We start from the raw sequence: 24,649 nt of genomic DNA, 5'->3' as shown, positions 1-24,649 counted from the left end.
AAAGAAGCACCTAGTCATGTAGGTGCTTCTTCATTATTTATTTTACAATCAATCCATCTTTCATGGTGATAACATGATCTGCATAGGAGAGCATTTCTTCATCATGTGTGACCAGCAAGGTGGTGATTTTCAACTCTTTAGTCAATTTGCGGATGAGTGTCATGACATCGTTCGATCTAGTCGAGTCTAGACTTGCAGTTGGCTCATCTGCGAATAGCATTTTGGGCTTGTGGATGATGGCACGACCAATGGCAACCCGCTGTTTTTCCCCACCCGACAGTGAAGAAGGATAAGCATCTTTACGATGATCCATGCCTACCAATTTGAGTATCTTCGTGACCTCTTCTTTTTGCTCACGTTTACTCATTTTGGTCTCTGATACGTTAAGCATCAGCATGAGCTGATCTTCTACGGTAAGGAATGGCACAAGATGTGACGATTGAAAAATAAACCCAAATTGACTGGCGCGTATTTTGCGAATCTCTTCTTGCGACATTTCGGTCATGTTCTTTCCTTCGAAAATGATTTGTCCATCAGATGCGCGCTGAAGACCTGCTGCGATCGTAAGAAGTGTGCTTTTGCCAGAACCTGAAGCACCCACGAGTGCTGTTATTTCCCCTTCTTGTTGGGAAAGATTGATCCCGTTCAATACTTGTTCGTCGACTTCGCCATTTGTAAATGTTTTTTTGACATCTTGTATTGTGAAGGTAGTCATATTAGATATCTCCTTGCTGTATGGCTTGTAGGGGTTCAACTTTTCTAATCTGAAGACCAGAAAGAGTTGCACCGATAAATCCAATGATTAAGAACAGAATTGATAATTCAATGGTCGCTGCAGTCGTTAGGCTGAACGGCATGCCTTCTGGTGCGATCATATTAAAGCCCTGACTGAGTGCAATTGATAATATTAGTGAGATTGCCGTGATGAAGAACATTTGAGACCACATCATACGGAATAATGTACTTGTTTTTACACCAATGGCTTTCAAGATACCATATAGTCCGATCTTTTGAACATTCATCATATAGAAGAAAATCGCAAACAACATGCCACTGATGGCAACTAGGAACCAAATAATCATATTAAGGGACGTCATTTCTGCTTTATAGCTCGAAATAGTGCCTAGAAACTGATTGTTCGAAAAGGATTGTAATCCGTCTATAGCCTGTGCTTGATCTTGTCCTGGGATAAAGAGCAATTGCATAGTTTTCACGCGGTAAATTTCTTTATAGTCATCCATATGGATATAAGCAACTGGCGCATGACTATATTTTTTTTGATCCGCAAATCCCACCACTTTAAATTCACCGCTGAATTGATTGTTCGTTAAGACATCTCCAACTTTAATGCCTTCTTTTTCAAGCGAACTATCTAAGATGATTTCCCCTGGATTCACTTTCTCAAATAATGGGGATTCGGTTGAAGTAACAAACGCTACACCATGCTGATTGTCCTCTGCATCATTCACAAAACCCATCTGAATCGAGAGTGCAACGGCATCCTTTTGTTCCTTTAAGATGTCCTCCTGCACACTTGGATCTATTTTTGAAAGATTATAAGTTTCGTTAGCTTTTTCATTCATATAGAAATGACCAGCAGGTAAATCCTTGATCAAAGATGCATTATCTTGTGATAAACCATTAGCGAGTCCCGATATGATAAATGTTAAAAAACTAACTAAAAAAATGATAGAGCCTAGAATAATAAACTTCACTTTACTCTTCTTGATTTCTTTCCATGCCATATTCATTTACTGTGCCTCCCTTTCTCTGTTGCATGATGAGTATACAATTGAATTATGAACGGAGGATGAACGGAGGATGAACGGAGCTTTAAAAGATCAGAAGGAGTGATTATTCAATTAACGGAGCAGATGCTAGTGCACCATTTGACGGAATCGTAACGAAAGTGGGTGCGGTGGAGGGGGGGATAAGGAATATATCTCACATACTAATTTTGAATAGGAGTATATAATAATATGATATTATTTTCATATATATTTACTCATCTAAGTTACATCAAGGGAGAAATGCAATTCGGTGGTCGTAAACACTACGAAATAAATAGTTGGAATAGAATAATTTGAAGTGAGGGTCAATAAAGTGAATAGATTAACACAAAAGATTATTATGATGACTTTAGTAGGTATGTTAGCACTTGCACCAATACAAGTTCAGGCTAAATCTTTATCGAATCCTGTAACAGTATCACTTGATAATAAGATAATTGGTCAAGGGTATATAAGTGAAAATGGTAACACTATGATACCTTTAAGAATTCTATCAGAGAATCTTCATTATAAAGTGAAATGGGATAACAAAGAAAAGGAAGCGACTATCTCCAAGGATAATAAATATATCAAATTTACAGTAAATTATCACAATGCAGAAGTGAACGACGGTTTCATTCAATTATCGAGTAGGCCTGAAATGAAAAATAATACGGTTTATGTGCCCCTAAGAGTTGTATCTGATGCATTGGGCTTACAAATAGGTTATGTCAATCGAACAGCTTATATCTCTACATCAAGTGAACCAATCAAATTACCAACTGCAACTACAAAGATACCGTTAAAAGAAGTACCTAGTTTATTTCTCAGCAACGGTTATGAGAAATTTGGGGCAGATGGTATAAGTTATGTCAGACGGGCCATAGAGGAAGATGGTGCTTATCACCAAACTTCATTTGCACAGGTAGTACCTGAAATGCAATTAATGACATTATCTTTGCATGAGAACAATTCGGAAGATCTAGATTTTGCAAAACTACTTCTAAACAGTGTAGTACCTACTAAAGCAAATGAAATATACAAAATAATTTCTACACAAGATATTATTCCATTACAAGTAATAAAGTCTGATGGTTATCAAGTAGCAATTATGGCAAAAGATGATCACTCTAGCTTAGATTTTACGTTTGATGGAACTAAAGATGGTGAACATATCAACAGATTAAAAAGAGATGTAGAAGCAAGTAAAGGAAGATGATGAGGGCTTATTCCCTTTCGAAATGGCTGTGTATCTAAGATATAGTAAATGAAACCCATAGGCATTCCACTCCTCGGAGTGGGGTGCCTTCGTCTGTGTTTGCGGGTTTATTGCATCACTCATGTAAAGGAGAGGTAGAGCATGACTGCATGCATTCATACAGAAAGACGTCCGCGATTGAATTCTTCTGGACTACGGAATTTACGTCGGGATGATGCCGGCTCTGGCATGTTTTCCTAGTCACAATTTGGGGAGTTGGGCTATCCTTTGGGGGATTAATGAAGTGAATGGATAATCAAGCTAAACTCAAAAGAGGACCTATTAATAGGTCCTCTTTGTAAGCTTACCCTTGCTGACCATCCTTTAAGTAAATAAAGGTGTCGTTCCAATGTTATTTTCTAGGCTATTCTTATCTTTTTCATTACTTGAGTTTTGTATAGTTTCATTAATTTCATTATACCCATCTTTAACTATGTTCTTTATATTAGCTGAAGCATTTTTTATGTTATCAAATACAATGTTGCTTGCATCTTTAACTTCAGTTGCAACTGTTTTTGCTGTATCAATTACATTCTTGCTAGCTGATACAACTGACTGTTTAACTTCTTGAATTAATGACAGTGAAGTTTCAACCTTACTCTTTATGTCATTGTAATTCTTCTTAATTTCATCAATTCCTTTTGAAGCTGTATTTCCTATTTCTTTTATTGATCCTTTTACAGATTCTATTCCATCTTTAGCTATTCTGCCCGTTTGAACCACTTTTTTTATAATGCCGTCATTTGGATTGTTCCACTCAGCCTTAATATCATTCACTGATATCCCAATTTTCACCGCTATCCCCACAACATCGCTCGTTACTGAAACAGCTGTCTTTACTGTTGTATCTATTAGAGATGTAGCCGAATTTTTAACATCTTCAGCTGCTTTTTTCAATTCGGCGGCGGTAGTTTTTACTTGCTTAAAGGTACTAGCTATTTGTGATGCAGTATCTTTTACTTTGTTAGCTACTGACTCTGACACGTCTTTTATAGTTGTTGCTACAGCCGAAGCAGTATCGACAACAACATTTGAAACCGACTTTACTGTTTTAACAACACTTTCACCTACAGAAACTGCTGTTTTAACAAATCTTGAAGCCTCATTAGCTGCAAAGGAAATTTTATCAGCAACTGATTTAAAAAATTCTCCTATGGAACTCTTAGTTGTCTCTCTTTCTTTAGATGCAACCTCTGAAGAGCTTCCTACAGCACTAACAATTGAAGATTCATATATGTCTTTAGCTTCTTTCATGTTAGCCATTTGTATATCTGATTTTGAGTTGGAATTTTCAACCGTTTTACCTTTGTTCTTATTATCAATGCTTTTGTTGATAACACTTGAATTAAGGTTGACGTTGCTAGTTATTCTCATAACCTTTCACATCCTTCTCTTTTTAAATAATATATAATCACTGATAAGTGGTTATATCCTGCAAAGTTAAACTTATAAACTAGTATCTTATTTCTCCTTGCGGCGAATATAATGGGTTTGGGGTTAATTTAAATTGATCTTCTAATATGAATTCACCATCTATAAAAAATTTCATTGTCCATTTCCCAAAAGTATATCTACGAGTATTGTCTGTTAAATCCATCCAAAACCATAACATGATTGGTTCTTCATGATTTGGTGGTGTGAATAAATTATTCTCAGTTACTTGGAACAACTCTCCTGCAGGTGTATACCATGCTGTTGTTACAGTATGTAATCCTGTTACATTGGTAAATTGAAACCTTGTTACTATTTTTTTATCTAAAGTCATATTAAAAATTTTCTTATTCACGCTATTTTCTTGCTCACTTACTGTAGAGCCTATATTGTATTTTTCTATATGTGCTGTATATTGGGTATTATTGTACATTCTCTGGTCATTTTCATTAATCTTGACTATAGACCAAAGCTCTTCATTATCATCTGGAAAATATATATTTGCAGTTGGATCATTAAGCTTTAATTCTCCATTAATAAGAAATTTATAGGGATGCTCACCTGTTTGCAAATCACATTTAAATGTCCATTTACTATCCTCGTTGACCATAACCCCTTTGCTAGGATCATAACCATTAAAGCTTCCTATTACAGATATAGTCTTAATTGGTAGAGAGTTACTTTCTTCATATTGAAAATTTACTTCCATAATAAAATACCTCCTTTAAGTTATCACGTGATGTGGTTATTTTGAGAATATTCTATCTACTATTTATATCGGTAAAATCCGATCAAATATTAGGCCTTTTGAATCAATTCCATAGATCTAACCTCTTGCTGTTGATGTTTTGAAGGAAAAAATGCCCGATATGCGCGTCATGATATTTGGACAAGCAGAACCAGTCACAGATTTGGACGAAGCCAAAATTGAACTCTCCGTTTAAAACTTACCCATACCATTCGTAATATTAATTTTGCGGGAGAATAAACCACTTCATACAGACTCCAGATTCCCTTAATATAATGAATGTAATAGGAGGGAGAGTAATATGTCGTATCGGGTACTGATTATTGAAGATGATCAGGATATTCAAGAAGTGATTAAAGAATTTCTCCTGGCTCAACATTATATTGTACATGTTGCATCTGATGGTATAGAAGGAATACAGCTGTTTAACAAATTAGATATTGATTTGGTCATCATGGATGTAATGATGCCGAATATGGATGGTTACCAGGTATCTCAAATCATTCGAAGCAAGTCGAATGTTCCGATCATCATGCTAACTGCTCTTGAAGAAGAACAAGACCAAGTGAAAGGTTTCGAGCTGGGCATCGATGACTATATCACGAAACCGTTCTCTTTTCATATCCTGATTAAAAGAGTCGAGGCGGTTCTGAGGAGAAGCTACTCCAGAGAGGATTCTACGCTCCTTAAGTTCCATGAACTTGAACTGGATTGTGACAGTTACAAAGCATATATTCATGCTAGCGAGGTGACGCTGACCACTAAAGAGTTCGAAATCGTGCAGACGCTGCTCGAGAACAAGGGGAAGCTTGTAACCAGAGAGAACCTAATGGACAAGCTTTGGGGCTATGACTACTATGGAGATACTCGTATTATCGATACCCACATCAAAAACATAAGAAAAAAGCTGAATGTCCCGTATATCAAAACGGTAAAAGGGGTGGGGTATAAGATTGATCAATAAACTGCAAATACTGACTAATCGGAAAAGCATCACGTTTAAGATCTTTATCGTCACCTCGCTGCTGTTGTTTCTATCTGCGACAATAATTTATTCTACCTTGTATTTTTTTCTGCCGATATTCTACGAAAACTATAAAAAGACGCAATTGAATGCCGGAGTTAAGGAATTGGTGGCGGACGCTCGCGACCTTACTTTTCAGGATGCCAAGACACGTATTAATCAATTGGCGCAAGAAATGAATGCTTTCCCACTTTTATTGGATGAACAGGGGCAAGTCGTATATCCTAATTCGGTAATGTATGGCACTGCTGCGGTAAGCAATTCTTCTGTGGCCCCGATATCGGTTGACCAGTCTATACCGGAGGACTTTCCGAAAGCCTATGTCATTACAACCCCAATTGTTTTTAAAGACAAGACGTTAACTCTTCGATTGAACGCAACGTTGCAGCCCATAAACGAAGCATCTCAGGTATTGCTCATGCTCCTACCCTATATAGGTCTGTTTATACTTCTTGTTTCTATTAGCGGAGCTTATCTTTATTCAAGAATTATTTCCAAACCGATGCTCGCGATTAACCAAGCGGCGAAAAAGATGTCGAACCTGGACTTTGGAATTAAAATCGAGCATAAATCAACGGATGAAATTGGTGAACTATCTGACAGTTTGAATGAAATGTCGGCGAAATTACAGCGAACGATGGAGGACTTGAGAAGCGCGAATGCAGAGTTGAAAAGCGATATGGAGAAGGAACGAGAAATAGAAGCCAAACGCAGAGAGCTGTTCAGAATCCTTTCGCATGAGTTAAAGTCGCCGATCACGGCTATGAAAGGCCAGCTTGAAGGAATGATCCACCGAATCGGGGTCTATCAGGATCGAGACACCTATTTGAGGAGGTCTTACAAAATTGTGGATGAGATGGAACAGTTAGTTCAGGAAATCCTTCAAATATCCAAGTTTGAACATCAAGTTCTTTTACCCAAATATAGTGAGATCAACCTGTCTGAAATGATCGGCGTCATTATCAAACATCTTGAATATTTTGCATTGGAGAAAAACATTCGAGTGATCCATGAAATTGAGGCTAACCTGTTGATATACTCGGATGCTAAGCTCATCGAAAAAGCGTTAAAAAATGTGATTCACAATGCGATTGTCTATTCTAATCTATCTGAACAAGTGACCATTCGATTGGAAAAGACGAGTCACGGCATGTTGAATTTTCAAGTTATGAACACGGGTGCTCATATTCCGGAAGAGTATATCGATAAAATATTTGAACCTTTTTACCGGTTGGAAAAGTCGAGAAACCGAAATACGGGGGGCAGCGGATTGGGCCTATATATCGTTAGAATGGTTTTTGAAGCTCTATCGATTTACCATGAGATGAAAAATACGGAACAGGGCGTCTTGTTTAGCGCTAACATCCGTATGAAATCCACGTAAACTCCACATTAGCTATACATTAACTCCATTTAGCGCTGTTACATTGTAGTCAAAGGAAATGTTTCCTTGAATACAAAATAGGAGGAATGTGAGATGAAGATGAACAAAGCTTTGTTAGGAGTAACCATATTGACAGCTGCACTTGTCCCGATGAGCGCATATGCTGCGAGCGGCGACGTTCCCAACGCAAAAGGAACCGCTATTAAAGTGGAGGCTACAGCAAGTGTAGCTGCGAAGCCAGGAACTGCAATCGAGAACACGATTGGTTTTGCAGGTGGTCTTCCTCCAAGTGATATTCTAACTCAAATGATTGAACAGATGAAGGAGAATGCAGCGAAGACGGGGAATGATACTGGGGTTGTAATCAATCAAACCTCAGAAGGTAAGGAAGACAAGCTGACGATTTCGTTAAAGGATTCGACTGAGGATATCGTTGCTAAGATTCAAGACAAGTTTAAGGATGCCAAGCCTATAAGTGCATCTTCAATAATCGAAAAAAAGCAGGGGAATCGGGATTCCAACGGGATGACCGGGTTTACAGCAAGTGTAGCCGCGAAGCCAGGAACTGCAATCGAGAACACGATTGGTTTTGCAGGCGGTCTTCCCCCAAGTGATATTCTAACTCAAATGATTGAACAGATGAAGGAGAATGCAGCGAAGACAGGGAATGATACTGGAGTTGTGATCAATCAAACCTTAGAAGGTAAGGAAGACAAGTTGACGATTTCGTTAAAGGACTCGACTGAGGATATCGTTGCTAAGATTCAAGACAAGTTTAAGGATGCCAAGCCTATAAGTGCATCTTCAACTACTAAACATAAGAAATAGAAAGCAATTATCGGGAGACTATTAAAAAGGTTAGCAAATAGAATTAGAGGTAATATTGCTGAAGGCTCCAAATTCGCGTACTTAAGGTGAATTTGGGCCTTCTTTTCGCTCTGTAGATGTTACGGGGATCCGTACCATAAGTGACGCAAATTTTGAAAAAGAAGAGGGCTACTATAGCCCTCTTCTAGTTAAGTATGCAGAGATTATTTGAAAATATTAAAAATATAGCTTATAGCATGCCAGGTAGTCACTAGGACTTGCCATATTGAAGGGAAGAAATTAATTAAGCTTTGTATTGGGTGGAAAACTAGACCTAGAATACAGCCCAGGAAAGCCATGACAAGAGCTAAACCGACGCCACTAATCGCATGTAGAACGTCTAAAAGAATAAAGAGACAGACATCTAAACTACTGATAGCCCTTTTAAAAAGGCCGTTTTCGGAAATTGATAAATCGAGCTTAATATTATGGATGAGTTTTGAAGGGGTGTTTAATATGTAAGAAACGTTGTATAAGATGTTTGTTGAAAAATCGAGTGTAGTAGGAACAAAGTTACCTGTTTTCAACTTAAAATGGTATCGTAAATCTGTTTCCCCAAAAGAGGTTGCTATGGTTCTTTTCGTAGCGGCATCACCTGATTTAAGAGAACTAGAACTCCCCATATCCAATTCAATCATGCTAACGAGACCTGCCTTTTCCCACTCTTTAGCATTCTCAGATTCTAAAAGGTCTAAAGCTAGAGAAAAGCCATCATTCCCACTATATTTTTCCGAGTGACCGAGGATGTAAAAAGGAGCGGCTGTCATTTTAAAATCGTACTTTTCAGTATTGATAACACTGGTTAATAAAACTAAAACAACCGTGCAAATGATTGAAGCACTCCAAAACCAAGATGAAAATCTTTTCATGAATGTAATACTCCTTTTTCTAGATGGTATAATTTTACTAGCACATTGGGTAATTCTAGCATTATTTGTCGATTACTTCTATCAAAAATTGATCTTAATTGTAATGTCTTATTGATTTTCTTGTTGAAACAAGTCCTTCGGCCGCATGATGCTGCCGCACCAGTTGATGTGAATAGTGCTGGTGGAGCGGAACTCCGCGGTGAAGATTAACTGAGAGGAATCGTATCATAAGTGACGGTAAAAAATTGGGGGTAAGAGGCCCGGAGGCCTGTAAGCTCGATGATTTATAAGAAATTCTAGCCCTTAGGTTGACTTAGGGGCTTTTTTATATATGCAAGAAACTACAATCCACCCCCATATTATGGTATAACTTTGCTAGTAGCAATTATGTTTCATTAAGATAGCTATTGAACGCGAAGTAAAGCAACCCAAGTGTAATTTGACCGTACTATCTGAGCTCCTATCACGAATAGAAGAACATGTTTCTGGTACTACGGAGACAGAATATCTAGCCGATCTCCCGATCTCCACTGTTCATTTGCGTCGGCTCTTCAAGTTCGATTTCGGCGTGCCGCTACAAAGCTATATCCGATCTTGAAAGCTGTCCGCCAGCTTGGAGACATTGATGGAAACTGAGTAACGAATCCTCGACATAGCAATTGAATGCGGTTATGAACATGAGCAAACCTACATACGCGTGTTTAAACGAGAATATGGGCTTCCCCCTGGTGAGTGCAGATATTCCGGTAGAAACATACACTTAACCCCTCCTCTTCATCTGTTACCAGAGAACAATGTTTACGGAAATTTGGTGTACGGGCCAGAGATGGTTTTGATTCAGTCCTTTCATTTAATAGGCAATTGCATCAAATTGAGTTCACTGAAGCGCAGACAGAAGTGCCCAAGGCAGCCAAGCCCAGGTAGTGCAGAGAAATAAACCTCCAACTCATAGGTTGGGGGTTATTTAGTTGCGTGGCTACGCCTACATAAAAATGTCAAAGAATTTTACCAAATTAATGTAGAAAAGAGGATTATTTTGGTGTTTAATAGAATGTGTTGTATAAAATACATATTTTGTAGGGAGAGTATGACATTGGAGAGCAATAAAATAGTTTTGCCTGTACTTGGCGCATTGTTAGCTGCGGTAATTGGGGGAGCAGTGTGGGCGTTAATCGCAGTACTGACGGATTACGAGATTGGTTTTGTGGCATGGGGCATTGGGGGCTTGGCTGGTTATTCGGTTTACTATCTCGCAAAAAAGAATGTTAACGCAGTACATCAAGTCATGGCCGTAATTGCGAGTTTGATTGGAATATTACTTGGTAAATATTTTATTTTAGGGTATTACTATAATGAAGATATCTCTGGAATATTCAACAGCGAAGTTCTAACGATATTCCAAGAGAATATCACAGAATTCTTCGGCGGCAAGGATATCATCTTTGTAGTATTGGCAGTGGTAACAGCATGGCAGTTGCCAGGAAGTCTTGCTAAAAAAGCAACCGCGACAGAGCCGACCATTAACTCAGCTGAATAAAAGAGTCTCATATGGGCTTGGCAGACGACAACGTTATTTAGTGGTTACTTCATATATCTTGAATAATATTATTTTACCGCCCAAGTCTTATATAGATTTGGGCGGTAATTTTCTATTTATCAATAACAAGCACCATTGGAGGACAAGGATAAACATGACGATACAGCCAGGTGACGTATTCGGATTCTGGAATTCGGAATTGAACGCTTATGTCGCATGCCAGATTACGCATATTGTGCCTCCGCGATTTTTGATCCGAACAAAAAGTGCTGTCCGTGACGGTGAACCGTATCATAAATAGCGGAGTGTGATTATGCGAAATGCTATGAAGGTATATTGCGATGCGTTGATAAATAAAGAATGAGCGTAAGGATTCGAGCTGCAAATTATCGAATCCTTACGCTTTTTTGGTTCATATGAAGTTTAAGCAACAATGAGATTCACGATTTGTAACCTGTAGATCTATTGATAGGACTGGAATCCAAGCACAGAAGTATTCACTACCTTAGCCTGCTTCAGTACATCTGCAGCATGCGTGCTATCACTTAGCATCAGTGTATAACGATATTGATGGAAGCCCCCAAGATCCACTTTGAAATTGGTCTCCCAGAAGTTATTCATCATCCATGCATATACATGGTCCAGATTGTGAACTCCCGGTTCACCAGCAAGCTTGATCTCATGCGACTTAATGTCGCCCATCATGAGGAGCGGCGTATCTGGTGTAGCTACTGCAATGGAACCTTTAGAGGAACAGAGGCATAGGCCATTCTGCACTGCATAGAAATCCGTACAGCTTCCAGGTAGTTGGTCTATACGCGGACGTAGCACGGCTCCGGTCTTGTCAATCCACAACTCCTCATCGGATTGTCCTGTCGTGAATGGAAGAGCCAGATACAGATTCTCAGGATTCCACACACTATCCTTATGGCAGCGGAAGTCTACATCGATTCTTGGAATATCCTTGAACGCTGTAATCAGGAGCGAGCAGAATGAGGTTCCTTCCAGATCATAATGCAATTCAATTCTGGAATAAACACTACCATCCTCTAGCACATCTACGCCTCGCAGCTTACCCTCATAACGACGAGTTGAAGTTGCTTTGCGGTTGCGTCCCATCCGTTTACGTTCATCGCACTGCGTCGTTGTAACATCGGTTACCTCATATATAGGGGTAAACGCTCGGTAAGGAGCATCGCTTCGTATCAACTCCTGATTCCGTCGTTTATCCAAGACCGAGATTATTCCCTCACCTTGAGAGTATTGCATACGGAAAAATGAATTCTCCAGGTAATAAGGTGTCACCACACTGCCCTCATCAAGTTGACGCTTAAATGACGGAGAGAGATCATTTACTCCATCAATCCCTATAGGTGCATAATGACCTGAGGAATGCAGTGGTGGCGCTTCTGTGATCCGAATGGAATACTTTTTCTTCTCGTGAGGCTCCAAAGTCGCCAAGATATTCAGCGTCTTGCCACGCGAATAAGACCCAATCTGATACGGCACAGTCTGCCCTGTAGTATCATCCACAACTTCAAAGTGTTCATTATAAAGCACTTCTTGTTCGACTTGAATCATATCCGTCACGCGTATATCGTGCGGGTTCATTGCGATGATAGAAAGCTCGTTCTTAAAGGTAAATGGCGTCTCCCCATTCGCAAAGCTAATCTGATCGCAAGCACGCGAAGCATACTCATTGGCTTTCTGCGCGTATAAACTTTTCCGTAAATCTAATTTGCTGACTCCCGGATGCCATGGCTCAGAGACAGAGGACGAATATCCCCAAGTATGTTCAGCATAGAACATGAGATTGTAGCTCGCTTTATCCAACAATTCTTTGCTGCAGAACTGGAAATCAGGATCAAGCTTATGAGCCATATCAAGCTTGCGGCTAGCTTCACGATAATGCTGTACGACATTAGGGGTAGAGCCTACACCATCAGCCCACCAGTCCGTCCAGTCGCCGGAGTAGGTAGGGATCTCCGTGTTGTTGTTTTTTAGAATCGTAAAGAATTCATCTAATGTCACCATTTCCAGTCGGATCTGATCCCCATGAAGGCGGTTGTATTTTTTAACAAACTCAATAATTTTGGTGTTAGGCGGTGCATTATCTGTCATTCTACCCGAGATGCTAAGCGGAACAAAAGGATAAGGATGTCCTTCTTCTTGCAGCACTCGAACATAAGCTTCAATCCGCTGTTCAGCCTTCGTGAACTTATCTAGAGGGGCAGAAGTGAAATTGTCGCGTATAGTATATTCGTATTCACCTACTTGCGTGATGCCAAGTTCATTTCCAACCAGATAGTGTTCACCGTTCCACACTAGCACTTTATTTCCTTTTGGTGACAGCCAGTAGAATGGTGTTTGTTTCTTAAATAAAGGATGGTAGCCGTGATGGGAATGGATGCAGGACATCAAGTGCTCGATTCCATGGTCTGCAAGCGCATCCGCGTACCCCCAGCTATAGCCGTTAATATCAGCAGTCATGCCGGATTTCATGGAAAGATTATAGCCTCGCATCGTCTCTACACTGCGGGCAAATGTATCACGAAGGACTCTTTCATCCACCAGATCCGTAAGATTTAAGTAATTGCCAGAGAGTCCAATCTCGCCAGATTGAACATACTTGATAAAGTCTTGAATCTCTTCCTGCGAAGCGTACTCCAGAAACTTCTCTACACACCAGAAGCTCTCACAATTCCATTTGAATCCAAGCCATTCTTCTTTTCCTGAATGTGCTGCATTTAGAATATCGATAGCTTCTTTAATAAAATGAACATGATGCATTTCAATTTTTTCTTGGTAATCGGTATATCCAATGTCAGTATGACTGTGGTGGATCAAATAGATCGTGAATGTATGTTCTGACATAATGTCCTCCAAGGCGTAATATTATTTAAATGTAATAACATATGTATTGTAGCAACCTTCTAAACCGTTGTAAATCGCCATTTACTATGGAATTATCTGCATAAAAACAAGAGCAATCTCAGGTTATTGAACCTTAAAGATTGCTCTATAATCAGGGTGCTTATGCTAGTTTGAAACTTTTATAATAAACTTATTGCGATCAGCGGGATAGAAGCTTTCTGAGTATTCAACTACTCGCCCATTCGTATCATACCCGATAGAAGAGATAAAGTGAGCAGCAGAATTTTCTTTTGCCTCGAGTAGGCGTGCCGTTTTTCCATGCAGCATCTTGATTTCCAATTCACGAATGACTTGAGTGACCGTGATCCCATGTTTGCCTAGCACTTCGTATAACGAAAACGATTCAAAGTCATAATTCATCAGATCAGGTACAAGATCATAAGGAATATATACGGTAGTCAGCACAACGGGTTTTTCTTCACTCGTAGGTTGCACATAACGTAGGCGTCGTAACAGAATGATTTTATCACCAGGAGAGATATTTAATTTGGAACAAACCAAATCATTTTTAGTTATCACTTTAAAATCTAACACGATGGTTCGTGGGGCGAATCCCTTACCCGACATTTCTTCATTGTAGCTTTCAATAAATTGTGAAGATTCTTGTACGAGTTTGGGTTTGGTTACAAATGTACCCCGGCCCTTTACTCGCGTCAGGTATCCTTCGTTAACCAACTTGAGCATGGCTGTGCGTACTGTAGGACGACTTACTTTGAATTGTGCGCTAAGTTCTATTTCAGTAGGAAGCATATCGCCTTCCTTTAATTCATGGCTATTTATTTTAGACATGATGTCCTGGATAATTTGGTCGTACAAAGGCATGGTGTATGCTCCTCTAAATGGCTATATGTCATTACATGTGATAGAATATCATCAAAAAAATGAAACGGCAATAAAGTTAGGGGATAGATATTTTTGTATCAGATGAAAACGAAGGAACCATTGGTTGTTGAGTGGCAGCGCCCGCTAATCAGCAGAGCGGATGAAGCCTTGGCTCGTGAATTTGATGTATCGGTTGGTTCAGATTTATGGAAAATAAAACGCTGTTTTCATACTGAAGATAAACAGGTAACCCCCGTTTATACCGAGACCTATTTTGCTAAGCGACTGGCTATTGCCGATAACCTGGCTCCAGAGAACTGTCTTTTAAATAGATATCTTAAAGAAATATTGAAATGTCGGTTCAAAGTTGTAAACACATCACTTTCGATCATCACAGCTGATCAAGTGATTCATTCCATGATGCAATGCGGGTTGTATAGATCACTTCTGCTTATACAGCAGAGTATTCAGGATAGAAGCGGTATGCTCTGTGTTCAATATTCCTATGTTAATACACAAGAATGCAATTTGAACTATGAATCCTCTGAGCTGACATTACTCTAACTGGTTATTTTGTTTTGATCGAATGCGAGTGGAGATATCGTCATGTACTCTCGAATAATTTCGCCGATAGACCCGTTACGCTGAACCTTATCATAAATAGAGGTAAAATAGAAAGGGCCTGCATAGATAATGAAAAGACGACCCTCACCCCCAAAAATGGGAATGAAGGTCGTCATGAGTGACTTTTCGTTTGATGACCGTGAATATGTTATTGTGCCGAGCCAAACACTGTTTTATATCTTGGATCATAGACCGCATTGAAGTTTGAACCGGAAATGCGGATTTCTTTGGCAATCAGCGAACCATGGACAGTCGTTTTACTTCCGCTTATCTTAATTGATCCGTTTGGAGCGTAAAATAACCCATTATATTCGTTGTTGCTTCCTGACATTTCGATGTCTTTTAGCGAGTAGAAGGCAACCAAATCATTGTTGGTCTGATATTTTAATCCCGACCCGGTTATTTTAATGCTTCCGGTAGCAAAGATTGTCCCTGTACCGCTAATCTGGCTTCCGGAGATGGTGACGTCTCCGTCTACGAACACGATTCCATCGATCTTGATATTACTTCCGGAGAAGTGCTTATTACCCTTATAAATTGTCGTTGCTTTATTCTTGTATTCATCCGCGCTTATTTGAATCATATCCGTATAAGTAGACTTTACTTCGGAAGCAATCGTGGTGCCGGAGCCGGATACCTTTAACGAATTCCCATATTCGAATACATCGAACTTATGCTTGCTTCCGGAAATTGCGGCATTCCCATTGACATGCACTTTCCCGCTAAAATTACTGTTTGAACCGCTTAATGTGAAAGTTTTAGTCGGATCCCCGGCAAAAAGCACATAATCGAAAATGGTAGCTACCGTGAATTGTTTTTGTATCGTAGTACTTGTGCCTGCAGCATTGGTAACGGTAACGATGACGCTATAAACGCCCGGCTTGTCAAGCTGGATTACGGTACCATTTGTGAGCACGGTTCCGATAGTTTCATTCGGACCGACAACGGTCATTTTCTCAGAAACGATACCCGACAAACTATTTATTACTTCGTAAGTCAACTGTACCTTATCCCCGATGTCGTATTGTTCATTCAAATTCATGGTAATGACAGGAGCGGACTTATCGATTTTCACATCGGCAGTGCTCGCCGCTTCAATATTTCCGGCCGCATCCACTGAGTAGAAGGCGATCTTATGAATGCCTTCTTCACTGATCGTGAAGGATGTTCCTTCCGCGTATGCCGAACCGTCGACGGAGTAGAAGGTTTTCGCAACGCCGCTTAGCGCGTCTGTAGCGGTCAACCTTATGGTCACATCATCCTTGGACCAAGTCGAGGGTGCATCTGCCGTAGTGACTGGTGGAGTCCGGTCAAGTGTAGCTTCAACAGTTTGTTCTGGTTCCTTGTTTCCTGCTTTGTCGATTGAGTAGAAGGAAACCTTGTTTGCCCCTTCTTTTTCAAGAGTTACTGTTGTTCCTTCCACGTAATCTGCACCATTTACGGAGTACAATGTTTTAAGTATTCCGCTTTGTTCATCTGTGGCAGTGAGATTGATGACAGCTGATTGCAAATCTGTGGTTGCTTTGGTCACTGGTGCCGTTTTATCGATTTTTACATAGACGACATTAGCGGCTTCAGTATTTCCTACTTTGTCGACAGAGTAAAAAGAAATTTTGGTTACTCCCTCTTCGCTGACAGACAATGTATGGCCCTCAACGAAAGCCCCGTCATTCACAGCATAGTAGGTCTTCGCAACACCCGTAATATCATCTGTTGCAGACAACGTCACTTCAATCGGGCTTTGATTCGTCCAATCTTCTGGTACATTCGCTTTCGTTACTGGTGGCGTCGTGTCTAGGATCAGCTTCGCAATCACGATATTGGACGGGTCTGACTCGCCAAAGGAGTTACTGTATGAAGTGACATAATACTCATGGTCCGCATACGACAGATTTGACACTGTGTAAGACAGGTTATTCAGGTTCTCGGTTAGAAGAACTGGTTTTCCTTCAATGATTTCATAGACATTGTAGCCATTAGCGTAAGTAACAAAGTTCCATGAAATCCTAGCGCTTGTGTCACTTGTAAGTTTCAAGCTTGCCACAGGCGGCTGCATCACGGGATAAATAATCTCTTCAACCACTCGTTCTGAAGGAGCAGATTCACCGAAGCGAGTACTGTACGCCGTAATTTCATATTGGTGAGTATCTTCACTCAGGTTGTACACCTTGTAGCTTAATGCTGTTCCTTTATAGATTAGCTGGCGGGTACCATCAACAATCTCATAAAGACGGTATTCGTTCGCCCATGTTACTGTTGGCCAGGTAAATGTCAGATTGTTCGCGTTAAAGATTGTTGCTGTCAGCGTCGGAGGTTGTACAACAGGCCAAACAAGTGTGACGTCCACCGTACTGCCTTCTGGTGACTCTCCGAATCGAGTGCTGTACGAGTGAATCTCATAGCTATAATCACCCGCCGGCATGTTACTGAATGAAACGGACGTGCCTGTTACAGTATTTTTTAATACTTTTTCTCCGTCGATGATTTGGTAAACCTTATAGTTTGTTGCGTAGGTTGCTGCTGTCCAACTAAGTCTAATGTCGTTTCCGTTTGCAATACTTTGCTTAAAGTTAGCTGGTGCTTGCATGATCGGGAACACCAGAGTCAATGAAACTTGGCTTCCCTCGTCAGATTCACCAAAGCGGTCGCTGAAAGAGTGCACCTCAAAGGTGTAATCACCTGCAGGCATATTAGGATAGGAAATAGATGTGCCCGTTACGGTGCTTTTCAACACCTTTTCCCCGTTGATGATTTGGTAAACCTTATAGTTTGTTGCGTAGGTTGCTGCTCCCCAACTAAGAATAATGTCGTTCCCGTTAGCGATGCTTTGCTTAAGGTTGCTTGGAGCTTGCATGATCGGAGCAACCAGGGTAAGTGAAATTTGACTTCCCTCAATAGACTCACCGAAGCGGTCGCTAAAAGAATGGACCTCAAAGGTGTAATCGCCAGCTGGCATATTAGGATACGTAACAGACGTAGTCGTTACGGTGCTTTTCAATACCTTTTCCCCGTCAATGATCTGGTAGATTTTATAGGCGGTTGCGTAAGTGACAGAGTTCCATTTCAGTGTGATGTTATTGCCGTTGGAAATACTTTGTGTAAGATTTCCCGGTGCTTCCATCATCAGTTGATCCAGATTTAATGAGATTTTACTTCCTTCTGCCGATTCACCAAAGCGCGTACTTACGGAATGCACCACATAAATATGGTCGCCCGCTGGTACATTTGCGATCGTTGCAGTGAGGGAAGTTACAGTTGCTTTCAGCACTTCTTGACCGTCTACCAGCTCATAAACCTTGTAACTGTTGGCGTAAGGTACTGTTGCCCAAGTCAACACAACATTATTTCCGTTTTTGATGGTAAAGGCAAGATTGCCCGGACCTGTCATCGTCGGAAGAACCAATGAAAAATTGACTTCTGCCCCTTCAGGCGATTCACCCAAAACCGTTGAGAAAGATTTAATTACAAAGTCATAATCTCCCTCCGGCATGTTCGTATAGGAAACGGATGTACCAGTTACTGTGCTTTTCAGGACATGTTGTCCGTCAATCACCTGATATACTTTGTAGCTTGTTGCATAGCTGCTTGCCGTCCATTTCAATGTAATATCGTTTCCGTTTGTAATGGTATACGTCAAGTTTGTCGGTGCTTGCATGGTTTGTCCGGTGAGTGTGAAAGTAAGTGTGCTTCCCTCCGCCGACTCCCCAAAACGAGTGGAATAGGTATAAACTTCGTAGGTGTATTCACCCGGCGTCATATTGGTGTATGCCACGCTTGTACCGGTCACTGTACTTTTTAATACCTTTTGTCCATCGATGATTTGATAAACCTTGTAGCTATTTGCATACGACGCGGCATCCCAGCTTAAAGAGAAACTGGTCGCACTTTGGGTCTTCTGAACCAAATTCTGCGGCGGTTGAATCGCAGGGTGAGCCAGTGTAAACGTGAGTTTGCTTCCTTCCGGCGACTCGCCAAAACGGGTGGAATAAGAATGCACTTCGTAGCTGTAATCTCCCGTCGGCATGTTGCTAAATGTCACGGTTGGACTAGTTGCCGTACTTTTTAACACTTTTTGACCGTCAATGATTTGATAAACCTTGTAGTTGTTAACGTTGACTACAGTTCCCCAGGTTAAAACGATGTCGTTGCCATTGTTGATTTTATAAGCGAAGTTATCCGGAGCAGCCATAGCCACATCGTTCAAGGTGATAGTAACCTGGCTTCCGTCCGGAGATTCACCGTAGCTATTACTGTAAGAATAAACCTCAAACAGATAAACCCCTGACGGTTGGTTGGTGTACGTTACAGTTGTACCGGTGATGGTACTTTTTAATACTTTTTGACCATCGACAATTTGGTAAACCTTATAACTATTCGCATTAGCAACCGTTGCCCAGCTCAAAGTAATATCGTTTCCGTTTTTCACCACATAAGACAGGTTGCTTGGTGGAGCCATGATTACGTCACCTAAAGTGACGGAGATCTGGCTTCCTTGTTCTGATTCACCGAAGCGGTCACTATAGGAGTGAACCTCATAAACATAGGTACCGGTAGACATGTTGCTGAAAGTAACGCTTGTACCAGTCACTGTATCTTTTAAAACTTTTTGGTCGTCGATAATTTGATAGACTTTGTAGCTGTTTGCATAGGTGGCGGAGCTCCATTTCAGATTGATGTCTTTTCCACCGTTTGTTACTGTGTACGCAAGATTACCTGGCGCAGCCATAACTGGCAGCCCCACCGTTACCTCCAATGGATTGGACAGTGGTGACTCACCGTATTTGGAGCTTACAGCGGACACCGCATAGGTATATGTTCCTGCAGGTGCATTTGTAATTTTGTATGTACGGTCCTTGAGCGAAGAGACTAGTGTCTTTTCTCCATCCGCACCAATTTGATAGAGACTGTAGGTTTCAGCATACTGTGACGATCCCCAGTTCAGTACAAGATCGTTTCCATTTTGGAAGGTATAAGTTAAGGTAGCTGGTGCCGCCATTATCGGATAAACGATATTAACCGTAATCGGCGCACATGGCCCAGATTCACCTTCAGCACTTAACGTTGAAACGACATAAGTGTAAGAACCTTCCGAAAGAGCGTTAATGTTATAATAGTTCGATTTTGTTGTACCTAGCAGGTTGAGTTGACCGTCACCTATTTCATAGATATTGTACCCAGTCGCTTGGTAAACAGAATTCCATGTGAGTTTTACGTCACTTGGTGTTACAAGTTGGTGGTCGAGGTTACTCGGTGGCAAAATACTGCTGCCAGCCAAGGCAGCATTTTGTGCGTACACGTTTGCAATTGGAAAGAACAATTGCAACACAAGTAGCATCGACACGAGTAATGGCAAGCTACTCCTAAATCGTTTTCTCATCATCTTGTTCTACCTTTCATAATGGATTTAGAGAAAAAGGCATGCGAAAAAGAACCTTACATACAAGGTCCATAGAAATTAATACTATGATGCCTTGTGGCAACCGGCTGCCATCCACATCATAAAAAACGTTGTGGTACAGGCCCTTGGCTTTGCGTCTCATAGTTTCCTATGATTTGCCTTTTTCACTTGGTTAATTGTAACTACGAATCTATCATACGTCCCGGAACTGACGGTGTGAATAGGTATAAACTACCAAGATTCGGTCTTTTGTCATAGGTTAAGTCATTTTATTAAAATCGACTAAAATTATCCAGTTGTGATATGATCTTAAAGATAATCAGATACTTTAGATCAATCTATAATTTTGCCTTTATAGATAAAGACATTAGGAGGGGTGGCCAGTGGAATTACTTAAATTAAATTGTCCTAATTGTAATGGGAACGTTGAATACAAAGAAGGGCAAACATTCAAATGTCCTTATTGTAAAACGGAATTAATGTTGAAGGAGAATAACGTCTATTTCAAATGAGGATAATTTTTGTTGCATTAACCGACTGTATAGTTGAAAAAGGAACTTAAAATTAAATCTCGAATATTTAATGTAAGATCCTGAAGGTCGACTGGTCGAGCTTTGGGAGAAATAACGAGTTGTGATTCATTTGCTATTGAGCTAAGGGGACACGTTAGTTTAATTAACCTCCACAATGATAAGGCGAATTTTCTATTGGTTGAAAATCAACAATATAGAATAACAGAGCCTAGATTAAAGAGAAGTTCTATGTAGAACGACTCGAACACAGCTGCATGTTGCTCCTCAGTAATAAAACCAAGCAGAAGGGGTCTCTGGCGATCTCCCCTGCGGCTTTGCGCAGTTAATTCTCCTCTATTCTGTAAACTGTATAACCACAAAGTAAAATTGAGTGAAAAATACAACCTAAACGGAGTAAATCCATTGAAGTTAAGAGAAAACAATCCATTTAATAAACAAATTTTCATAACGGGTGTTATTTCGGAAGTTACGAGGGATAAATACTTATGTACAATCCCATTTACTAGTCTTTGTTTTTCTGTATAATTGTATTTGTGATTATAGCATAACGTTCGTTATTCAGGCTGCGGTCTTAAGGATAAGGAGTGATGAGATGACAGTAACCAAAAAAGACATCGCAGATTACTTGGGGATTTCTAGAACTTCCGTTTCACTTGTACTAAACAATACACCGAGTAGCACGGTTTCAGAAGAAACGAGAGATTTAATACTGAAAGCTGCGAAAGAGCTTGGATATAGAGACGAAACCGTTCTTCCCAAAATCTTATACATTCTTTATAATCGTGAATGTGATGATCCACTATATGTTTCTGATATAAAAAATATAGAGCGCGCTTCTAGCAATTATGAGTATGGATTGATCTTTATGCATATTCGTTCGAAAATAAACGATTTTATGAAAGTGCAAAATTTTTTAGGGAAGAAAGAAGCTGCGGGTGTTATTCTTATAGGCTCTGTAGATGATGATATATTGTACGTAATGGAGCAATCGGGTGTTCCTTATGTTGTTTATGGAAGTGTGAAACAGAAAAATATTAACATTATTGAACCAGATGTTGTCAAAATTTCTTATGAGTGTACTAAACATTTGATTATGTTAGGTCATAAGCAAATTGCATTGCTCAGCGGTAGTTTGGAAACGTCAGTACACCAAAAAACTCTTATGGGCTACCAGCAGGCGTTGGAGGAATACGATATACCATTTAATAAAGAACTCGTACAAGTGAGTCAAAATGAGGACGGATACGAACTTTGTACGCGTATGGAAATATTAGAAATCCCTTACACTGCAGCATTTAGCGTAAATACGGCAATTCAGTTCGGTGCATTACAACGTTTGAAAGATCGCGGTATTAGCGTGCCGAATGAAATTAGTTTAATTGGATGGGGTTTAACGGAGTTAGTTCGAAGGAGTACACCTAAATTAACAACTTATTACATTGATGCAACTGAAGCCGTGACAGTTGTTGATCGACTTCATGATATGATTTGTCATAAAAATGCCGAACCTAAAACAATTTATTTAACGAATGTGAAGTTTTTTGAGGGCGAAACCGTTTCGTTTTGTCGTAAGTCACAATAGAAAATCTGTATACGTGTGAAAAGGGGCGAAGATCGCGCCCTTTTTTTAATCTCAGAAAGTATAGGTTTCACACTTATACTTGAGATATTTCTCGAAGAAACGCGCCCGTCTATAAGGATGGAAAAGTCGTTTCTACTTGATGTTTATAAAAATATAACTAGTGATATATAATGTTGACTTACCAGATAACGGGAGTTATAATTTGGTTGCGCTTTCAAATTGTCCAGGCTTTAAAAATGGAGTATATCACCGTTTTATTCAATAAAAGCGAATAAAACCTCCCATTACAGACAGAAAAAGATTTTCTTTGGAACGGATAATGGATTAGCGCTCCAAGACTACGGTGTAAGCCCAATTATGCCCGTTTCTTTTGTTCAGGAAGGCTTCCTAGGAGGTGAAAACACAACCTATATAGCTTAGGACTTTCAGTAAACGTTGCACTAGTGAGGTTGCGCCTCCCCAAAGGATGGCGAAGTCGTTATCCATGATACTAATTATATCGAAAGGGTGAGTCAAAATGAAAAACAGTTATGGAAAAAAACCACTTATCGTGCTCTTATCGTTAATTATTACCGTAAGTATGGGACTAAGCGCATGTTCGTCTTCCGGAAACGAATCGAATAATACCGATACATCGAAAGAAGGAGAGACGAAAGCTCCGGTAGAGGTGTCGTTCTGGAACCCGTACGCTGGTAAAGATGCAACTTATGTGGATAATGTTGTTGCCAAATTTAATGAAAGCCAAGGTGACATTAAGGTAAAGGCACTGAGCAATCAGGATCCTACGGCACAACTAACGGCTATATCTGGAGGCAACCCGCCAGACTTAATAATAACATATTGGAATAATATCGGTCCGTGGTCTGAAGCGGGAGCTGTAATGAATCTCGAAGAACTGATTAAGAAGGATAATTATGATACGACCCAAATCAACCCGGCAGCACTTGATCGCATGAAAGTTGACGGTGATATTTATGGATTTCCAATTTCTATGAGTATGGCTAATAAGCTGCTTTACAGTAAAAAAGCGTTTGCAGAAGCTGGCATTACAGCACCGCCTGAAACGTTAGAGGAAATGTTTGATGTAGCGAAACAACTGACGAAGAAAAATGAAAAGGGCGACATTACGTCAATCGGTTTTATGCCGGACTATCCTTGGATCGACAATGTATTCTGGCCGAGTATTTTCGGCGGATCATGGGATGACGGCAGCGGAAAGTTAACTTGTAATCAGCAAGCTAACGTTGATTCGATCGCTTACCAAGCAAATTACTACAAAGAATTTGGCAACGACGAAATTGCTAAATTCAAATCAGGTATTGGCCAAGCAGAGACACCGCAAGATCCGATTCTAACAGGTAATCTAGGCATGATGATTGGCTGGGAGTACAGCTACGTGGATAACCGTGGCGACAATGGCGAGGTCGGTATTGCTCCGTTCCCTTACCCAGCTGCTCATCCTGAATTGAAGAACTCGGGTATGGTTAGCCCAGTTGCTATGTTCATTCCAGCGAAAGCTAAGCATGCGGAAGAGGCATGGACAGTTATGAAGTTTCTATTGACTGAAGACATTCAAATCGAGTATGCGCTTGATAGAGGCACGATTCCTGTTCTGACGAGTGCTTTAGATAACCCGGCATTGCTTAAAGACGAGAGAGCAGCAACCATGCTAGATTTTTACGAAAGCGCCAAGAGTGAAAACCTCACAGGTTTCCCAAACAGTATCTATATTAATGAATACTTGCAAGCTTTGAATGAAGAAACTGAAAAGGCATTGCTCGGCAAAGCATCCGCACAGGAAGCAATGGATAATGTAGTGAAGAAAATGCAGCCTATTGCCGACAAGGCGAAAAAATAATAGTTTGGGAG

The 24,649-nt window shown here is 40.3% G+C and carries 18 protein-coding genes and 1 riboswitch; of the genes, 10 read left to right on the top strand and 8 right to left on the bottom strand.

Translation table 11 applies throughout. The features are described 5' to 3' along the window. Window positions 1–37: 37 nt before the first annotated feature. Entirely contained in the window at window positions 38–715 is a 678-nt protein-coding gene (locus tag ACXX53_RS15470) for an ABC transporter ATP-binding protein (protein WP_458569560.1), read from the bottom strand. 1 nt (window position 716) lies between these two features. Further along, entirely contained in the window at window positions 717–1,751 is a 1,035-nt protein-coding gene (locus tag ACXX53_RS15465) for an ABC transporter permease (protein ID WP_458569559.1), read from the bottom strand. Window positions 1,752–2,103: 352 nt separating this feature from the next. Between ACXX53_RS15465 and ACXX53_RS15460 the strand changes: the two genes are divergently transcribed. Beyond that, window positions 2,104–2,988 carry a copper amine oxidase N-terminal domain-containing protein gene (locus tag ACXX53_RS15460; protein ID WP_458569558.1) on the top strand — a complete coding sequence of 295 codons (885 nt, stop codon included), beginning with the start codon at window positions 2,104–2,106 and terminating at the stop codon, window positions 2,986–2,988. A 363-nt stretch (window positions 2,989–3,351) separates the two neighbouring features. Here ACXX53_RS15460 and ACXX53_RS15455 read toward each other — a convergent pair whose 3' ends face one another. Continuing rightward, window positions 3,352–4,401: a hypothetical protein gene (locus ACXX53_RS15455; RefSeq protein WP_458569557.1), complete on the bottom strand. Its 1,050-nt coding sequence runs from the start codon at window positions 4,399–4,401 to the stop codon at window positions 3,352–3,354. A 79-nt stretch (window positions 4,402–4,480) separates the two neighbouring features. Beyond that, a complete protein-coding gene (locus ACXX53_RS15450; RefSeq protein WP_458569556.1) occupies window positions 4,481–5,167 on the bottom strand; it encodes a hypothetical protein in 687 nt (228 codons plus the stop codon). Window positions 5,168–5,507: 340 nt separating this feature from the next. On the opposite strand from ACXX53_RS15450, the gene ACXX53_RS15445 reads away from it, so the two are divergent. The 3 genes from ACXX53_RS15445 to ACXX53_RS15435 all read left to right on the top strand — a co-directional run bounded on the left by ACXX53_RS15445 (window position 5,508) and on the right by ACXX53_RS15435 (window position 8,442). After that, window positions 5,508–6,170 (top strand): response regulator transcription factor, encoded by a 663-nt coding sequence (locus tag ACXX53_RS15445; protein ID WP_458569555.1) that lies wholly within the window; start codon window positions 5,508–5,510, stop codon window positions 6,168–6,170. After that, complete coding sequence (locus ACXX53_RS15440; RefSeq protein WP_458569618.1) at window positions 6,163–7,614, top strand: sensor histidine kinase; 1,452 nt, start codon at window positions 6,163–6,165, stop codon at window positions 7,612–7,614. The genes ACXX53_RS15445 and ACXX53_RS15440 overlap by 8 nt, the downstream gene beginning before the upstream one ends. Before the next feature lie 93 nt (window positions 7,615–7,707). After that, window positions 7,708–8,442: a hypothetical protein gene (locus ACXX53_RS15435; RefSeq protein ID WP_458569554.1), complete on the top strand. Its 735-nt coding sequence runs from the start codon at window positions 7,708–7,710 to the stop codon at window positions 8,440–8,442. Between the two features lie 203 nt (window positions 8,443–8,645). On the opposite strand, the gene ACXX53_RS15430 is transcribed toward ACXX53_RS15435, so the two are convergent. Next, window positions 8,646–9,350, bottom strand: coding sequence for a hypothetical protein (locus ACXX53_RS15430; RefSeq protein ID WP_458569553.1), 705 nt, complete (start codon window positions 9,348–9,350; stop codon window positions 8,646–8,648). A 643-nt stretch (window positions 9,351–9,993) separates the two neighbouring features. Between ACXX53_RS15430 and ACXX53_RS15425 the strand changes: the two genes are divergently transcribed. The 3 genes from ACXX53_RS15425 (at window position 9,994) to ACXX53_RS15415 (ending at window position 11,188) form a co-directional block, all read left to right on the top strand. Beyond that, window positions 9,994–10,287 (top strand): hypothetical protein, encoded by a 294-nt coding sequence (locus tag ACXX53_RS15425; RefSeq protein ID WP_458569617.1) that lies wholly within the window; start codon window positions 9,994–9,996, stop codon window positions 10,285–10,287. Between the two features lie 156 nt (window positions 10,288–10,443). Then, a complete protein-coding gene (locus tag ACXX53_RS15420) occupies window positions 10,444–10,887 on the top strand; it encodes a hypothetical protein (protein WP_458569552.1) in 444 nt (147 codons plus the stop codon). A gap of 154 nt (window positions 10,888–11,041) precedes the next feature. Then, a complete protein-coding gene (locus ACXX53_RS15415; protein ID WP_458569551.1) occupies window positions 11,042–11,188 on the top strand; it encodes a hypothetical protein in 147 nt (48 codons plus the stop codon). Between the two features lie 161 nt (window positions 11,189–11,349). Here the strand turns inward: ACXX53_RS15415 and ACXX53_RS15410 are convergent, their stop codons facing one another. Further along, a complete protein-coding gene (locus tag ACXX53_RS15410; protein ID WP_458569550.1) occupies window positions 11,350–13,761 on the bottom strand; it encodes a glycoside hydrolase family 38 N-terminal domain-containing protein in 2,412 nt (803 codons plus the stop codon). A 165-nt stretch (window positions 13,762–13,926) separates the two neighbouring features. Beyond that, window positions 13,927–14,643 (bottom strand): GntR family transcriptional regulator, encoded by a 717-nt coding sequence (locus ACXX53_RS15405; protein ID WP_458569549.1) that lies wholly within the window; start codon window positions 14,641–14,643, stop codon window positions 13,927–13,929. Between the two features lie 102 nt (window positions 14,644–14,745). Here ACXX53_RS15405 and ACXX53_RS15400 point away from each other — a divergent pair, with 102 nt between their 5' ends. Beyond that, the gene (locus ACXX53_RS15400; RefSeq protein WP_458569548.1) at window positions 14,746–15,207 is read left to right on the top strand and encodes a UTRA domain-containing protein; all 462 of its coding nucleotides are present in this window, start codon (window positions 14,746–14,748) and stop codon (window positions 15,205–15,207) included. Between the two features lie 208 nt (window positions 15,208–15,415). On the opposite strand, the gene ACXX53_RS15395 is transcribed toward ACXX53_RS15400, so the two are convergent. Then, window positions 15,416–20,644, bottom strand: a complete 5,229-nt coding sequence (locus tag ACXX53_RS15395) for an OmpL47-type beta-barrel domain-containing protein (RefSeq protein WP_458569547.1) — start codon at window positions 20,642–20,644, stop codon at window positions 15,416–15,418. 95 nt (window positions 20,645–20,739) lie between these two features. Then, a riboswitch (cyclic di-GMP riboswitch) is annotated at window positions 20,740–20,835 on the bottom strand. Window positions 20,836–21,790: 955 nt separating this feature from the next. Between ACXX53_RS15395 and ACXX53_RS15390 the strand changes: the two genes are divergently transcribed. Together ACXX53_RS15390 and ACXX53_RS15385 are read left to right on the top strand one after the other, a co-directional pair. Continuing rightward, window positions 21,791–22,780, top strand: a complete 990-nt coding sequence (locus tag ACXX53_RS15390; protein ID WP_458569546.1) for a LacI family DNA-binding transcriptional regulator — start codon at window positions 21,791–21,793, stop codon at window positions 22,778–22,780. Window positions 22,781–23,297: 517 nt separating this feature from the next. Beyond that, the gene (locus ACXX53_RS15385; protein WP_458569545.1) at window positions 23,298–24,638 is read left to right on the top strand and encodes an ABC transporter substrate-binding protein; all 1,341 of its coding nucleotides are present in this window, start codon (window positions 23,298–23,300) and stop codon (window positions 24,636–24,638) included. The last annotated feature ends 11 nt before the right edge of the window (window positions 24,639–24,649 follow it).

This window comes from Paenibacillus marinisediminis, assembly GCF_054343325.1.
Note: the sequence above shows the minus strand (reverse complement) of the source record. Positions and strands in the feature narration are given on the sequence as shown.